The sequence below is a fragment of the Gordonia polyisoprenivorans NBRC 16320 = JCM 10675 genome (genome assembly GCF_000241325.1).
In the GTDB taxonomy this organism is placed as follows: domain Bacteria; phylum Actinomycetota; class Actinomycetes; order Mycobacteriales; family Mycobacteriaceae; genus Gordonia; species Gordonia polyisoprenivorans.
On record NZ_BAEI01000001.1, the window covers coordinates 124,857 to 140,997 of the forward strand.

Genomic DNA, 16,141 nt, shown 5'->3' on the forward strand with positions numbered 1-16,141 from the left:
ACGTTCCTCAGCGCAGCGCTTTTCGGGCCTCCGGCCAGAAAGCCATTCCGGCGACCGCCAATCCACCGGCTCCGATGATGGCGACGGCGGCGTCCACGCTGGTACGGCCCTGCTTGGCCCAATAGACGTCCTCGAGATCGAGCAACAGGGCCAGTTCGTCGACGATGAGCCCGACGCCGGTGCCGTAGGCGATGGCGGTCGCCGGATGGCGCCGGTGTCGTTCGGCGCCGCGCACCGCGACTGCACCGATGGCGCCGAGTAACCCGATTCCGATGTTGTAGTGGTGAAAGTGGTGTCCACCCAGACTCATTCCACCGCCGGCGGGGCCGTGACCGGCGCGAATCCAGTGCGTGATGCCGCGCGCGGTGACGAAGGTCGTGGTGAAAGCCGCCCACGACAGCACCGCGGATTGTTCGCCGGGCTCGAGCGACCCGCGCCACGCCCGTCGCAAGCGCACCCACGGCAGTCGAGCCGCGGACAGATCTGCGTCACCGGCCTGCCCGTACGCGTGCTGCGCCGGCCCACTCGGTACCGAGCCGGATTCTCCGGTATGGGGCAATTCTTCGGTTTGCGTAACCTGTTGTCGCACGGCAGATTCCGAGTGCGACGGGGAGCTGTCGGGTGACATGACCCGATGATGCCACTTCCTGCTGCTCGCGTGCGGAGACCCGAGAAACCCTCCTCAGGCGACCCGGAAGCGTTTGGTGCGTGAGGTCGCGCCGCCGATGAGGTTCACCCTCGACTTCGGCACACCCAGGTGGGCGGCGAGCAGTTCGGCGACCGCCTTGTTGGCCTTGCCCTCGGTGGCGGGCTCACGCACGTAAATCGTGATCGAGCCGTCCGGACCGGTCTGCACCAATGGTCCCTTCCGACTGTTCGGCTTCACCGTCACCACCACTTGCTGTGGCATACTCCACCCCTCGAATCGTCACGTCCCGCCGCGGCGCAGGCCCGGTGACGATTGTGCCGTATGCCCGATGCGGCCGCTCTCACCGCATCAGCGCCGCCCGGTGTCCGGACCGATCGCAGCACAGCCCGCTGTCCCCCGGGTCACCTATCGTCGCCCCAGTGAGCCCGGAGACATCGCACGGGTTGCGTCTTCTTGGCAACCCATGCACGGCCCCTTCACTTTCGGATGCTCGCGATCTCCTCCAATTGCGTTGCGCAACACTCTTTTTCAATATCGCATGGCCATTGTTTATATGTTCGGACGGCCGAATTTCGAGCATTGTAGACAGAATTGAAATATATGTCCTCATAACTTGTTATTGTGTGATGAGTGGCGAATCCGCCACTTACCACCAGCGACAATCGGATAGAAAGATGACCATCAACAACAGCCAGACCCCCGACCCCACCGCCAAGCGCCGCAAGAAGAAGGCCCTTCTCGCCGCGGGCTCGGTCCTCGGCGTCGGCGCGGTGATCACCCTCGCCGCCTGGAACGATTCCGTGTGGGGCGACTCGCAATTCGGCACCGGCGAGAATTCCTGGAATGTCCAGGGCAGCTTCGACGCCGGGGCGAACTGGGACGAATTCCTGACACAGGACGACGCAGGCAACATGGTCTTCACTCTGGGAACCATCGATCCCAGCGCATTGATGCCCGGCGACTCCGTCCATGCGCTGGTCGGACTCAAGGAGACCGAGGGCAACATGGCCGCCGACGTCACCGTCCAGGGCGCCAGGGTCGACAGCACCAACACCCTTGGCCAGAAGCTCATCGTCAGCATTGCCGACCTGGGCGCTGTTAATCCGGGCACATACGACGGCACCGGCGGTTCGGCCATTCTGAGTAACAGCGCCATGGCCTCCGGACAGAGTTCGTCGACCGTCCGGGTCGACGCGAACGGCCAGAAATGGCTGGGGTTCACCGTGACCCTGCCGTCCGGGACCAATCCGTCGGGACTCGACCAAACCGTCAACGCGGCCTGGGAGATGTCGGCCCAAAGCGTCGACAGCTGAGCGGATCCCGCTGGTCCCCTCCTCACGCAGGCGGCCGGCCACCGCGCCGGCCCGCCTGCCCGCATCATCACAAGAACTCAGCGACGTCCATCACTTCCGCTGTATCACAGACTTTTTCGACCGCAATCACCATCGTGGTCACCACCCACGCACTCCCCCGGGAGAGCACGATGAGAACATGTACCCCTGACACACCCATCCGGATCGGCCGCCACCTGCGTTCACTGTTGGCCATATCGATCGCCGCGGCCACCGCCATTCTCGGCTTCGGCGCGCTGACATCGCCGGTCGCCACGACCGCAACAGCGAGCACACCGACAGCGGCCACCTTCAACCTGTTCATCCCGGGGACCTGGGAGACCGACGATGCCGCCGATCCCACCTCGGCCACCGGCATGCTCGAACCGGTCGCCAACCGCATCGCCGCCGATCACGGCGCCGGCGCGGTCGTCTACTTCCTTCCCTACATGGCTCGCGCCTTCGACAACGGGCAGAGTTACGCGACAAGCAAATCCACCGCGGTCGCCAACGCGTCACAGATTCTGCGCGAACACGCCGCAGTACATCCCGGCGCGAGCTACACCATCACCGGATACAGCCAAGGCGCCGACGCCGCAGGCGATCTCGCCGCCGCCATCGGTCACGGTGACGGTCCGGTGACCGCAGATCGCGTCCGCGCAGTGGCTTTGCTGGCCGACCCCCGGTCCGGAACCGACGGGGAGCAGACCGTCGGCCCCACCTCGACGGGCACCGGGATCGCCGACCCTCGCCCCCAGGGCATGGGTGCGCTCGCGGGCAAGGTGATCACGATCTGCCACCCCGACGATCTGTATTGCTCCATCGACAAGGACCGCAATCCCGTTCTCGGGCAGATTGGTTCGGCTCTCGGGACAACCACCGAGGAGACCGAATCGGCTCTCACCCGGACCGCCGACGCGATGAGCACCCTGGCCTCGCTCGACATGGCCGGAATCGCCGACAACGCCGACCGGCTCCGCGAGAGTCTCGTCGCCGGCGACCTGCGCGCCGCCCACCAGATCTCGGGAACCCTGAACAACCAATTGCGCCCGCTGGTGACGCTCGCCGCCGCCATCGATTACGGCACCGTCGCCGACGTTCTCACCGTCATCCCGGATGAGACCGGAATGACCACGGCCGCAGCCGCACTCGCCCGCATCCTGGATCGCGTCGACATCGAACGCACCGCCGACGTCGTCGGCCGGATTCAGGAACTCAGCTGGTACGTCCTCGGTCGTCTCACACCCTCCGACGCAGTCCTCACCACCCCCGATGTCACCACCTCGGCAGGCGACGTCGTCGACATCACACGTGAACTCGGCTCCCTGGCGAATGATTTCGTCACCGGACGCAGTGCCGGTCCGTCCGGTACGCCCTTGGTGTCGACCGAATTGACCGACGCCGCAAGCGCGTTGGCACGCGTCATCGCCGCCCACGCGATCGCCGACCCGGCGGCGGTCATCACCGACGCGGTCACCGCCGCCGACTTCGCCGCCTCCGACGCACATGTCGACTACCGCTCCTTCGTCGTCGACGACCACGGGACCACGGCACTCGACTGGATCGGCACCTGGCTCTCCAGCCGGATCGACGAGACCTGACCAAGCGATCGGCCCTCCGCATCGGTCGCACACGAAAATCACAGCACGAGAAAGAAAGACAATGACACGCGCCACGTCACACCCGGCGTCGTCACGGCACACCCCCACCATCCCCGCGTGGTCGGTGCACACCACCAACGACACCGGCCCGGCGACTCCCATCGACCCCGCACCGGCGGGCCCGCCGCCCCGATCACCGATTCTGCGCGTGCTCGAGAACACGATCATGAATGTCCTCGCCGCCGCAGGCCTTGTGTGCATCGTGCTGGTCATCTGGGCCTTCGTGGGCAACTACTCACTGATCATGTTCAAGACCGGATCGATGTCACCGACGATTCCGCAGGGATCGCTGGCCCTGGTCCATCAGATACCGGCGTCGGAGATCTCCGTCGGCGACATCGTCACCGTCGATCGTGAGACGGGACGTCCGGTCACCCACCGGGTGACCGAGGTCCACCCCCAAGCCGACGGCCACGCGTTGATCGCCATGAAGGGCGACGCCAATCCCAACCCGGATCCGGGCATGTACCGGGTCGCCGAAGTCCGTGAAGTCGTCTGGCACGCACCAGGACTCGCCAAGGGCGTGGTGTGGCTGGCCAATCCCTACGTACTCGGCACGATCACCATCTGTGCCTCGCTGCTGGTGCTCTGGGCGTTCTGGCCACGCTCGCCTCGCATCCGCGAGTGAGCTGGCCCGCGTCCACCGTCCACCCATCCACCTGCTCGCACCGGAAACCACCATGACACGCACCAAGATCGCCGTCGTCCTCGCCGCCATCGCAACCATCGCCGCCGGCATGCTCGCCGTCCAGACCACCGGGGTACTCGCCTCCTGGCAGTCCGCGATCTGGGGTACCTCGACGTTCGCCCGGGCCGACGTCACCGAGGGGTACGCACGCTCGCTCACCGGTCGGGCCACCATCGATCGCGTCATCACCACCGACAACGTCGAGGCCACCCGCGTCACCCACACCCATGACAATCCCGGTACGTCCACCGTCACCGATGTCATCGACACCAGCGGGCTGCTCGGGATCACCAGAGCCGAGGGCGCCGGCACGTCGACCGCGAGCTACACCGCCTCCGGAAACGCGACCGGCTCGGCCTCGGCGACGATGAACAGCTTCGAGATCTACGCGACCGCACTGTCGTCGAGTCGCCGGGTTCAGCTGACCGCGCCGATCAGCGCATCGGCGGTGTGCACCGCCGACAGCGGTCCCACGGTCACCGCACCGGCGGGCGGCACGATGACCATCGGCAGCACGACGGTTGCGGTCCCCGCCGCAGGCACCTCCACCGACTTCACTGCGCCGATCACCGCCGCACGCCTGCGGGGCACGCTGACCAGCTACGCGAGCGTGACCGGGGATTCCGCGCTGTCGGCGCTGCGGCTCCAGATCGGCGAATACGACCTGTTCGGCACCAACTACTGGACCATCGATGCACTACTGGTCCGCGCGGAATGCGGATTGGGAGCCGCCCTTCCCGATGTCGACACCTTCGCCGCACCGATGAGCTCCGTCGCCGAGGAGACCCGCGCGGACGCGGAGTCCAGCACCGCAGAGGCCACCGGCGACGCCGCGGTCGATGACGAGAACACCGAGGAATCCGGTTCGGCACCAAGCGATTCCGTTGCCGAATCGCCCAGCGGACCCAACACCGTGACCACGGTGCAGCGCGGTGTCCCGTTCGACCTGATCGCCACCGACGGCACCGAGTTGGGTCGCGCCACAGTGCATGACGTCGTCTCGACCGCCGGCGACGACGGGATCGTCGTCGCGGTGCGGATGAGCGTCGACACGTCGGCCGAGACCGGTGGTGCACGACTGTCGCGGATGTCCGCCGACGATGTCGCACACCTCGTCAGCGGGCGGAGGATCGCTGTCGGATCGGCCGAGACCGACCGGGGCACAATGATTCCGGCCACGCTGCACCCCGAGAGCACCTACACCGGCTGGTTCGCCTTCACGGTCGGACGCGGCGGCGGCTCGGCGGTGTGGCAGCCCAGCGGCACCGCGGGATGGATGTTCGCGTTGCCGAGCACGGTGATCGCCCCCGAGATCACCACGCCGGGAACCACTCCCGAGAGTGTCACGCCGGAAGGCACCACTCCCGAAGTCACCGAACCCGAGGTCACCACGCCCGACCCGGGTGCCCCCGAAGCCGGGGCAGCCGAGACGACGACGCCGGGCACCGGTGGTGCACCGACGACCGACACGGCAGGATCAACGGTGGGCACCGCACGACCAGGGACCACGGACGAGTCCGGCAGCTGACCTCCGACGGCACTGGCTTCCGGGGCAGGCACCGTAGCGCCTCACTGCCAGTCCCGCGATCGCGTCCCCACTCGAAGGTCCATGCGCTGCAATCGGTCCGCGACCACGGTGACGGCCCCTTCGGCGTTCTGCACCTTGCCGCGCACCAGCAATGCCGACGCCGAGGTCGCCAGCTCGCGCTGGCGAATCCACAAGCCCACCGAGCAGACGACGTTGACCATCCCGGTCTCGTCCTCGAGATTGATGAAGGTCACCCCGGAGGCGGTGGCCGGGCGCTGGCGATGGGTCACCGCCCCGCCCACCAGGACCCGCGACCCGTCGGGTACCGACAGCAGCCCGTCGGCGGGGATCACGCCGAGTGCGTCGAGCCGCGGACGCAGGTACTGGGTGGGGTATGCCGTCGGGGTCACCCCGGTCGCCCACGCATCGGTCGCGGCCAACTCGACATCGGACAGGCCCGGCAGGGTCGGGGTCGCCGCCGCCTGATGCAGGTCGAGGTGTTCGGCCCGGGCGCTCGACGCGGCTCCGGCCTCCCACAGGGCCTGGCGTCGGCTCAGCCCGAAGCAGTCGAACGCGCCCGCACCGGCGAGTCCCTCGAGCTGACGGGTGCTCAACGCGGCACGCCGGGACAGGTCGGTGACCCCGGTGAAATCACCATCGGCGTTGCGGGCGAGCACGATACGCTCGGCCACCTCCTCGCCGACCCCGCGTACCGCAGCCAGACCGAGCCGCACCTCGAGCCCCGTGTTCTCCAACGTCGCCTCGGTGAGTGAGCGGTTGATGTCGGGCCGGTGTACCCGCACCCCGTGCCGCCGGGCGTCGGCGACCAGGGACTGCGGTGAGTAGAACCCCATCGGTTGTGCACGCAGCAACGCTGCGCAGAATGCCGCCGGATGATGCAGCTTGAACCACGACGAATAGAACACCAGCGACGCGAAACTCTGCGAATGGCTCTCGGGGAAACCGAAATTGGCGAAGGCCGCCATCTTCTCGTAGATGTGGTCGGCGGCCTGCCCGGTGATGCCGTGAGTGCTGCGCATGCCGTCGTAGAACCGTTGACGCAACCGTTGCATCTTCTCCGGCGAGCGCTTGGAGCCCATCGCCCGGCGCAGCTGATCGGCCTCGGAGGCGTCGAACCCCGCCACGTCCACCGCGAGTTGCATGAGTTGCTCCTGAAAGAGCGGAACCCCCAGTGTGCGTTCGAGAGCCCCGAGCATCGACGGGTGTTCGACGGTGACCGGCTCGTCGCCGTTACGACGACGGATGTAGGGATGCACCGACCCGCCCTGAATGGGCCCGGGCCGGATCAGCGCCACCTCGACCACGAGATCGTAGAAGCAACGCGGTTTGAGGCGGGGCAGCGTGGCCATCTGAGCGCGCGACTCGACCTGGAACACCCCCACCGAGTCGGCGCGGCAGAGCATGTCGTAGACGGCTTCCTCGGTGAGATCGAGCTGCGCCAGATCGACGTGGATGCCCTTGTGCTCGGCAACCAGGTCGATCGCATAGTGCAGCGCCGAGAGCATACCCAGCCCCAGCAGATCGAATTTCACCAGACCGATTGCCGCACAGTCATCTTTGTCCCACTGCAGCACACTGCGATCGGCCATCCGGGCCCACTCGGTGGGGCACACGTCGGCGATCGGCCGATCACAGATCACCATCCCACCCGAGTGGATACCCAGGTGCCTGGGCATACCGGCGATCTCATCCGCCAGACGCGTGACGTCGGCGGGCGCGTGGTCGGGCATCTTGGCCCACGCATCCTGTTGTCCCGGTGCGTATCCCAGGGCGCGCGCCATGTCGCGGACCGAGGACTTGCCGCGATAGGTGATCACATTGGCCACCTGTGCGCTGTAGTCACGGCCGTACCGGCGATAGACGTACTGGATGGCCTCTTCCCGACGGTCGGACTCGATGTCGACGTCGATGTCGGGCGGGCCGTCACGCTCGGGAGCGAGGAACCGTTCGAACAACAACTCGTTGGCGACCGGGTCGACATTGGTGATACCCAACGCATAACAGACCGCGGAGTTGGCAGCGCTACCACGCCCCTGACACAGGATGTCGGCGCTCTTGCAGAAATCGACGATGTCGGCGACGACCAGGAAATAGCCAGGGAACGTGAGGGTTTCGATGATCGCGAGTTCGTGTTCGATCTGCCGATAGGCCTGTGGATGTTGCGCAGGCGTGCCGTAACGCCGGAGTGCCCGGGTCATCGTGAGGTGACGCAGCCAGGTGGCCTCGGTATGACCGTCGGGCACCTCGAAGGGTGGCAGTTGCGGTGCGATCAAACCCAATTCGAAGGCACAGTCGCCGGCGATGTGCACCGCGTTGTCGATGGCCTCCGGATGCGCGGACAGCAATCGCGCCATCTCGTCACCGCTGCGCAGATGCGCACCGCCGACCCCGGGCATCCACCCGGCGATGGTGTCGATGTCGGTGCGGGCGCGAACCGCGGCCATCGCCATCGCCAGACGTCGCTGGGGCGGTCCGGCGAAATGCGCACCGGTGGTGGCCACCGTCGGCAACGCGAACAGACCGGCCAGAGAGGACAATACGGCGTTGCGTTCGTCGTCGTCGGGCTGGCCGGTGGCGGTGAGTTCGACGGCCACCCCGTTGCGGCCGTAACGGTCGACGAGATCGCCGAGAGCTTTCTGCGCGGTCGCACGTCCGCCCCGCTCGAGGGCTCGGCGTACCGACCCCTTACGGCAGCCGGTGAGCACGAGCCAGTGACCGCCGTGGTCGGTCAGCCGGTCGGGGTCGTAGCGCAGCAGCCCCTTCTCGCCACCGGTCATGTGCGCGTCGGCGATCAGCCGCGAGAGCCTGCGATAGCCCTCGCCGTCTCGGGCCAGGACCAGCAGGTGCTCGCCCGGCGGGTCGTTGACACCGGTCCGCGCCACGTCGGGCTGCAGGGACAGCTCGGCGCCGAAGACCGTCGGCATCCCGAATTCCCGTGCGGCCTCGGCAAATCGGACGACGCCGTAGAAACCGTCGTGGTCGGTGATCGACAAGGCCTTCAGATCGAGGCGCTGCGCCTCGGCGACCATCTCCTCGGGCATCGACGCCCCGTCGAGAAAGCTGTAGGCACTGTGCGCGTGCAGTTCGGCATAGGGCACACCCGAGGGCTCACGATCGATCTCGGGCGCGACGTAGGGTCCACGTTTGCGCGACCATGCCGGGGAGTCACCACCGTCACCGGGACCGAAGAACTCGCCGGGCCGCTCGCCGGCTCGCGAGCGGCCGGAGAGCACTCGCTCCATCTCCGACCAGGTCGGTGGTCCATGGTTCCAACCCACTCATCGAGCATAGAACATGCGTTCTATTCGCGTCGGTCTTACCTCATCCTCTCAACTCTTCGGCGAGACGGGCCAGTCGTCGGGGTAACGGTCGGCGACCTCATCTCGCATACGTCGCAGCCCCTTGCGCGCCCGGGCGGTGAGCCGATCGCCGAACACCATGCCGGCCAGATGATCGGTCTCGTGTTGCAGACACCGGCCCAACAGCCCGCCGGCGGTGATCGTCACCGGCTCGCCGAACTGGTCCTCACCGTGACAGGTGGCGACCGACGGACGCGACAGGGTGGCGTACGCACCCGGATACGACAGACACCCCTCGTCGTAGTCGACGAGGCGGCGGTCGCGTCCCTCGGGCAGTTCGAGGCGCGGATTGCAGACAACCCCGGTCCGTCGCGTTCCGGTCTCGTCGCCGCAGTCGTAGATGAAAACCGCGAGGTCCACCCCGATCTGGGCCGCGGCCAGGCCCGCACCGGCCGCCGCGGTGTTGGTGGCGAACATGTCGGCCAGCAACGTCTGCAATTCCGGGCCGAAGTCGGTCACCGGGCGCGCCTCGCGATGCAACACCGGATCACCCCAGGCGACGATGGGGCGCACGGTTCCGAGCTTCAGCAATTCGGCGATGGGCATGCACACAGTTTCCTCCGCCGATGAGCGCACTGTCACCCGGGCTCGTCGCACACCGCCGACAGCGCCCTCCAGACCCGCGACAGCGCTCTACCAAGCGCTCTCGACGCGCGGGTGAGCGCCATCGACGCAGACGACTACTGCCCTGTGGGCGTGAAGAAGATCAATCGATTGCCGAAGGGATCGGGCACTCGGACCTCGTCCCGCCCCGGCTCGTGGACGAGTCCGATCCGCAACGGGTAGATCGTGCTGTCATGCAGCCGACGCTGCAGAGCAGCGGCGTCGCGCACCCGGATGCGCACCGCACATCCGGGTGTGGCATCGCCGTGGTGCTCGGACAGGTGCAGCACGCACCCCTGCCGGGATACCTGGCGATAGAGGGGCATTCCCGGTTCGAAGCGATGCTCCCAGTCCACACCGAATCCGAGGAAGTCGAGATAGAAGCGGTCGGCCTCGTCACCGGGAAATGTGCGCACGATCGGAACCGTGATGGGATCGGAGCAATTCTCCGACGCTGCTGCGCACGTGTTCCAGTCGCGGAAACCCAACTGTGCCGCGACGATTTCGAGCGCGCGTGAATGAGTGATCGTCACGTCCGATTCTGCGAGGCGTGCTCGCAACGTGACGGCCATGGCCTTGGGGCTGAGGTGGTTGTCCATGAGACGACTCCTGGTGCGGCGGTGGTCGATACGTCAGTGATCGAAGGTCGGGTTCTCCATTGCGATCACCGTACCCACCGCGACAGCGCGCTCGGCATCATGGCGGGCGCTGTCGGCGTCGTGCCGGGCGCCGTCGACGACTATGTGATCGGCACCGAATCCCAGAAGTCGCACTGGTGCTCGGCACGGAAGTCGACGCCGTGCACTCCGTCGGCCGCAAAGGACTGCACCGGACCGCTCGCCCCCGACACCGACGGCCACTGCGGCTGGTCGGCGGCCGTGGGTGTACCCGAATGCGCGAACGACGTCCAGTACCCGATCATCGCCGCCGACAGCGTGGACTGGGGAGGTCGCGGGACGAGGTTGGTGCCGTTCAAGTCGAACAGGTACGGCAATTCGTCGGCGTGGAACGCAGCCTTGGGCACTGCCGGATTGTCCCCACCGCTCACGTTCGGCCCTGACGCATCGGCGAATTCATAGGTGAAGGTCGTCGCGTGGCCGGACAAGTCGTGGGCCGCCCGAAGGGTCGGGCAGGACCACCCCGAATCGGTGAACACCCGCGCCAACGCGGCGGGCGCCGACGAGAACGACGACAACGGATACCGCGCGGCGACCTCCTGTGCCCGTACCCCGTACGCGGCCCGTAGGTCGGCCGGATAGGACTCGGCGGTGTAGGCGTGCGGGTCTGCCGTCACCGCGCCTGCGGTGAAGGCGCCGTTCTCTTCGGCGTTTCCGCCGGTGATGACCGGGATACGCAGGGTGGTGCCGTCGGCGACGGCCGTGGCCGGACTCGTGGGCAGCAGCGCGGTGCCGTAGGCGAGTCCGTTCGAGAACGTCTCGTTCTGGGTCAGCAGTTTCTCGACGGGCAGGTCCCGCAGGCAACGCACGGTGTCGGCACCGGCACACCCCAGCGATGCCGCGACCTGCGCACCGGTGGCCTCCGATTGTTCAAGGGGTGCATACGGACGTGACTGCGGAACTCCGGGGAACAGACTTCCGGTGGGGAAATCCAATGCGCACGAACCGGACTCGATGATGGCCTTGTCGATGAGTCCCTTGGCGGCCGGCGAGGTCAGGGCCGCACACGCCGACATGCCGCCTGCCGATTCACCGAACACGGTCACATTGCCGGGATCGCCACCGAACGCCCGGGCGTTGTCGTGTACCCAGCGCAACGACTGGATCTGATCGGCGAATCCGAAGTCACCGGACCCGGCGAGTCCCGGCAGTCCGAGATAGCCGAAGATCCCCAACCGATAGTTCACCGTCACCACGACGACGTCACCGGCGTCGGCCAGACGCTGTGCGTCGTACGACGATCCGGACCCGCTGACATATCCGCCGCCGTGCCACCACACCATCACCGGTAGCGATGAGCCATCGGAAATCCGTTGCGGGGTGGTCACATTCAGGTACAGACAGTCCTCGCTCTGCGTGGGTGGCGGCTTCCCCGGTACCGGCGTCGCCGCCTGCGGGCACTGGGGCGCCACACCGGTGGCGTCGACATCGGCTTTCGGGTCCGACACCGGGACCGGTGGCGCCCAGCGCCGATCCCCGGTGGGCGCTTGGGCATAGCGAACACCGGTGAACTGACGGGTGGCCCCGACCGTGTGGCCGTGCAGGACCCCACTGCTGGTCGACACCTGCAGCGGCGCAGCATGTGTGGAGTCATCGGCGCTCGTGCACGCCACACCGCCGACGATGATGACGGCGATCAGCGTGATGGTCGAACTCAATCGTCTCAGGCACTGTGTCATGTCGCCCTCCGTGGGCTGGAGATCCGCGGGTGTCGAATCCGCGGTGGTCGGATTCGCGGTGGTCGGATTCGCGGTGGTCGGATTCGCGGTGGTCAGATTCGCGTGGTCAGATCCGCGACTGCTCGGCGCGTAGCCCCGCCAGCACGAATCGGTCGAGTTCCTCGGCCACCGCCGCCGGCGGATCGCCGGCGATGATCCGCCGCAGCCCGAGGTCGAGCGTGACGCGCACGAGATCGGCGGCCAGCCCCACGTCGAAGGACCGGAACAGGCCGGCTTCCTGCCCGCCGGTGAGGATCGCATCCACCGCTGTCATCTCCTCTCGGTGATGATCGCTCTCGTCCCGGTTCGGGGCGTCGGGATCGTCGGACGCATACAGCGCCGAGAGAACTCTCATCTCTCGCACGTGGCGGGCGTAAAAGGCGATGCTGCCGCGGATGAACGCCGTGAGCATCGCCTCCGGCGACCGCGCCGCGTTGGCCTCTGGCTGGACCTCACTGCGGCCGAGATCATAGATCTGCTCGACAACCGCCGCGAAAAGTGCTGCGCGACTGTCGAAATGATAGGTGATCAGCTTGCGGCTGACCCCCATCTGTCGTGCGATGCGTACCAGTGACGCCTGGCTGACGCCGATCTGGTCGATGACCTCGACAGCAGCTTCGATCATCTGCTGCCGACGCACCCGCGCGATCATGGAAGTAGCGGCCACCACGGCAAAACTACCACCCCTGGCAATCATTTACCAGGGGTGGAAAATTTATCCGCGAGCCTCCAATGCCTGTGGTGCACCGACCGCCGCGCGAGCCACCAGACCTTGCCTGCGACGGCCCGGAGTGACAGGGTGTGAACCAGCACACCGATCTTACTGTCCAGTAAGAATGGTGTTTTCGTCAGCCTGCGAACATGGAGTTCACCGTGACCTCGTACTTTGTGACCGGTGGCAGCGGATTCATCGGACGCCGCGTCATCAGACAACTACTCGCAACCGATCCCGACGCGCAGATCCACGCGCTCGTCCGCCAGGGCTCACTGCCCCGATTCGTCGACACCGTGCGCAGCTTCCCCGGTTCGCACCGCGTCCACCCGGTCATCGGGGATCTCACCGTCGACGGCCTTGGCGTCGACGACAACGACATCGAGGTCGATCACGTCGTCCATCTCGCCGCGATCTATGACATGGCAGCCGACGCGGCCAGCCAGCATGCCGCGAATGTGGAGGGCACCGCACGGGTCGCGGACTTCGCCGTCGCCCATGATGCGATGTGCCATCACATCTCGTCGATCGCGGTGGCCGGTGACCACGCGGGCGAGTTCACCGAGCAGGACTTCGATCTCGGGCAGGGTTTCCCGACGCCCTATCACCGCACCAAGTTCGAGGCCGAGAAGGTCATCCGCGAGCGTACGGGTTTGCGCTGGCGTGTGTATCGCCCGTCGGTGGTCGTCGGCGACTCCCGTACCGGCGAGATGGACAAGATCGACGGCCCGTACTACTTCTTCGGTCATCTTCGTCTGCTGGGGAAACTGCCTGCGGCACTGCGTCTCCCGTTTCCCGACCTCGGACGCATCAACATGGTACCGGTGGACTATGTGGTCGACGCCCTCGTCGCCCTGATCGGTCTCGACCCGGAATCCGACGGCCAGGTGTATCACCTCGGAGACCGCCGCGAGGTGACGATCACCGAGATGTACAACGCACTGGCCCCATCCCTGCGAGCCCCCAAGGGCATCAACGCGATCCCCCACCAGATCGTCGGACGCGCCACGTCGTTGGCCGGCACTCCCCCGTTACGCCTCGGCCGCAACCTCATCGCCCGCCAGGCCGGTATCCCGCCCGCCCTGCTCGACGGCATGGATCTGCCCGTGACGTTCCGCTCCGACCTGACCATCGCACGGCTGGCCCGATTCGGGATTCGCCCACCGGAATTCGACGACTACGCGCCCTTGCTCTGGCGGTACTGGGAGCGCGCACTCGACCCGGCGCGTCATCGGCGATCCGATCCGCGCGGCCCGCTCGTCGGCAAGGTCGTTCTGATCACCGGTGGCTCGTCGGGAATCGGCAAGGCCACCGCCCGCATGTGCGTCGAGCGGGGTGCCACGGCGCTGATCGTCGCACGCCACTCCGAGGAGCTGGAATCCGCGGCGCGCGAGGTGAATTCGGCGACACCCAAACCCGGAAACCCTCGCGGGCAGGCGATCCCGTTCGTCTGTGACATCACCGACGAGGAGTCGGTACGCGCCATGGTGAAGACCGTCATCGTCGACCACGGTCACGTCGACGTCCTGGTCAACAACGCCGGCCGTTCCATCCGCCGGGCGACCATCAACGCCGTCGATCGCTCCCACGACTATCACCGGGTGATGGCGGTCAACTACTTCGGTGCGGTCAATCTGGTACTGGCGTTGCTACCGCACATGGTCGAACGCAACAGTGGCCACATCGTCAACGTCACCTCGATCGCCGTGCAGGCGCGCGGCGCCCGCTTCGGCGCGTACGCGGCATCGAAAGCGGCACTGGAGGCGTTCAGCGATTCGGTCGCCGCCGAGACCTTGTCGGATCACGTGACGGTCTCCCATGTGCGGCTCCCACTGGTTCGGACACGAATGATCGCGCCGACCGAGCAGTACCGGGACTCGGCCGGGGTGTGGTCGGTCGACAAGGGCGCCTCACGCGTACTGGATGCGATTCTGCGCCGCCCACAACGGGTGTCGACACCACTGGGTGACCTCGCCGACCTGGGCCACCGCTTCGCCCCACGGCTGACCACCCGGATCATGCATCAGGACTACCTCCTCAGCCGCGAATCGACGGCCGCTCTGGAGAACTCCACAGCCGGTGACACCCCGTGACCGACACCCCGTATCTGGCAGTCGATCTCACTCGACTCGAGTCCAACCTCACCGCCATGGCGCGACGCTGCGCCGACCTCGGCGTGGCACTGCGCCCACATGCCAAGACCCACAAGTGCATCGAGATCGCTCGGCGCCAGATCGACTGCGGTGCGACGGGTCTGACGGTGGCAACCATCGGTGAGGCCGAGGTGTTCGCGGCCGCGGCAGAACAAACCGGGTGTCGCGATCTGTTCATCGCCTACCCGCTGTGGGTGACCGCCCACACGGGTGCGCGGTTACGCGAAATCGCTCGCGCGGTGTCGATGCGCGTGGGTGTCGACTCGATCGCCGGAGCGCACCGCCTCGCCGCCGAGGTCGCACGGCCCGATACACATCTCGAGGTTCTCGTGGAGATCGATTCCGGACATCACCGCACCGGGGTGGCGGCCGAACAGGCCGGGCAGGTGGCGGCAGCAGCAGCCGACGCGGGCCTCGACGTGGTGGGTGTGTTCACCTTCCCCGGACACGGATACGGTCCCGGATCGGCGCGCGCCGAGGCCGCCGCCGCCGAGGTGGTGGCGTTGCGCGACGCGGCACAGTCGTTGCGCGACAACGGTATCGATCCCCGCGTGATCAGTGGCGGATCGACCCCGACGGTCGAGTTCGCCGAAGCCGGAGCCCTCACCGAGATCCGGCCCGGTGTCTACCCGTTCAACGACGCCCAGCAGGTGGAGTTGGGCAGCGCCACCGTCGACGAGGTGGCGCTGACCGCGGTCACCACGGTGGTCCATCGATCGCGATCGCGGGTGATCGTCGATGCCGGCAGCAAGATCCTCGGCGCCGACCGGCCCGGGTGGGCAACGGGTTTCGGGCATGTCCTCGACTCCCCGCGAGCCCGGATCACCGCGTTGTCGGAACATCACGCCACCATCGACTACCCCGAGGACGACGACCCCGAGGGGCCGGCGAGGATCCCCGATCCGGGAGACCGGATCGAGGTGATCCCCAACCACGTGTGCACGGCCGTGAACCTCGTCGATGACCTGATCGTGAAAGGCCAAGGGGAACAATCACTGTCGTGGCGCGTCGCCGCACGCGGCCGCAACAGCTGAAGCCAGG

The 16,141-nt window shown here is 66.9% G+C and carries 13 protein-coding genes; 6 read left to right on the top strand and 7 right to left on the bottom strand.

The window, feature by feature from the left end:
- Positions 1-7 precede the first annotated feature (7 nt).
- Complete coding sequence (locus GOPIP_RS00570; RefSeq protein ID WP_026920221.1) at positions 8-481, bottom strand: hypothetical protein; 474 nt, start codon at positions 479-481, stop codon at positions 8-10.
- Positions 482-682: 201 nt separating this feature from the next.
- Complete coding sequence (locus GOPIP_RS00575; protein ID WP_014359505.1) at positions 683-910, bottom strand: DUF167 domain-containing protein; 228 nt, start codon at positions 908-910, stop codon at positions 683-685.
- Positions 911-1,323: 413 nt separating this feature from the next.
- Between GOPIP_RS00575 and GOPIP_RS00580 the strand changes: the two genes are divergently transcribed.
- The 4 genes from GOPIP_RS00580 to GOPIP_RS00595 all read left to right on the top strand — a co-directional run bounded on the left by GOPIP_RS00580 (position 1,324) and on the right by GOPIP_RS00595 (position 5,857).
- Positions 1,324-1,962, top strand: coding sequence for a SipW-dependent-type signal peptide-containing protein (locus GOPIP_RS00580; RefSeq protein ID WP_006367536.1), 639 nt, complete (start codon positions 1,324-1,326; stop codon positions 1,960-1,962).
- A 170-nt stretch (positions 1,963-2,132) separates the two neighbouring features.
- The gene (locus tag GOPIP_RS00585) at positions 2,133-3,581 is read left to right on the top strand and encodes a cutinase family protein (RefSeq protein ID WP_210739048.1); all 1,449 of its coding nucleotides are present in this window, start codon (positions 2,133-2,135) and stop codon (positions 3,579-3,581) included.
- 61 nt (positions 3,582-3,642) lie between these two features.
- Positions 3,643-4,269 (top strand): signal peptidase I, encoded by a 627-nt coding sequence (locus GOPIP_RS00590; protein ID WP_006367538.1) that lies wholly within the window; start codon positions 3,643-3,645, stop codon positions 4,267-4,269.
- 52 nt (positions 4,270-4,321) lie between these two features.
- Positions 4,322-5,857: a hypothetical protein gene (locus GOPIP_RS00595; RefSeq protein ID WP_006367539.1), complete on the top strand. Its 1,536-nt coding sequence runs from the start codon at positions 4,322-4,324 to the stop codon at positions 5,855-5,857.
- Positions 5,858-5,898: 41 nt separating this feature from the next.
- On the opposite strand, the gene GOPIP_RS00600 is transcribed toward GOPIP_RS00595, so the two are convergent.
- From GOPIP_RS00600 to GOPIP_RS00620, 5 genes are all read right to left on the bottom strand, one after another.
- Positions 5,899-9,156, bottom strand: coding sequence for an error-prone DNA polymerase (locus GOPIP_RS00600; RefSeq protein WP_014359503.1), 3,258 nt, complete (start codon positions 9,154-9,156; stop codon positions 5,899-5,901).
- Positions 9,157-9,207: 51 nt separating this feature from the next.
- A complete protein-coding gene (gene def, locus GOPIP_RS00605) occupies positions 9,208-9,783 on the bottom strand; it encodes a peptide deformylase (protein ID WP_006367542.1) in 576 nt (191 codons plus the stop codon).
- Between the two features lie 134 nt (positions 9,784-9,917).
- Positions 9,918-10,439 carry a glyoxalase superfamily protein gene (locus tag GOPIP_RS00610; protein ID WP_006367544.1) on the bottom strand — a complete coding sequence of 174 codons (522 nt, stop codon included), beginning with the start codon at positions 10,437-10,439 and terminating at the stop codon, positions 9,918-9,920.
- Positions 10,440-10,579: 140 nt separating this feature from the next.
- Positions 10,580-12,196, bottom strand: coding sequence for a carboxylesterase/lipase family protein (locus GOPIP_RS00615; protein ID WP_006367545.1), 1,617 nt, complete (start codon positions 12,194-12,196; stop codon positions 10,580-10,582).
- Between the two features lie 106 nt (positions 12,197-12,302).
- Positions 12,303-12,902 (bottom strand): TetR/AcrR family transcriptional regulator, encoded by a 600-nt coding sequence (locus GOPIP_RS00620; RefSeq protein WP_238534885.1) that lies wholly within the window; start codon positions 12,900-12,902, stop codon positions 12,303-12,305.
- Positions 12,903-13,108: 206 nt separating this feature from the next.
- On the opposite strand from GOPIP_RS00620, the gene GOPIP_RS00625 reads away from it, so the two are divergent.
- Positions 13,109-15,040: an SDR family oxidoreductase gene (locus GOPIP_RS00625; RefSeq protein WP_014359501.1), complete on the top strand. Its 1,932-nt coding sequence runs from the start codon at positions 13,109-13,111 to the stop codon at positions 15,038-15,040.
- On the top strand, positions 15,037-16,134 hold the full coding sequence (locus tag GOPIP_RS00630; protein ID WP_006367548.1) for an alanine racemase: 1,098 nt from the start codon (positions 15,037-15,039) through the stop codon (positions 16,132-16,134). The genes GOPIP_RS00625 and GOPIP_RS00630 overlap by 4 nt, the downstream gene beginning before the upstream one ends.
- Positions 16,135-16,141: the final 7 nt, after the last annotated feature.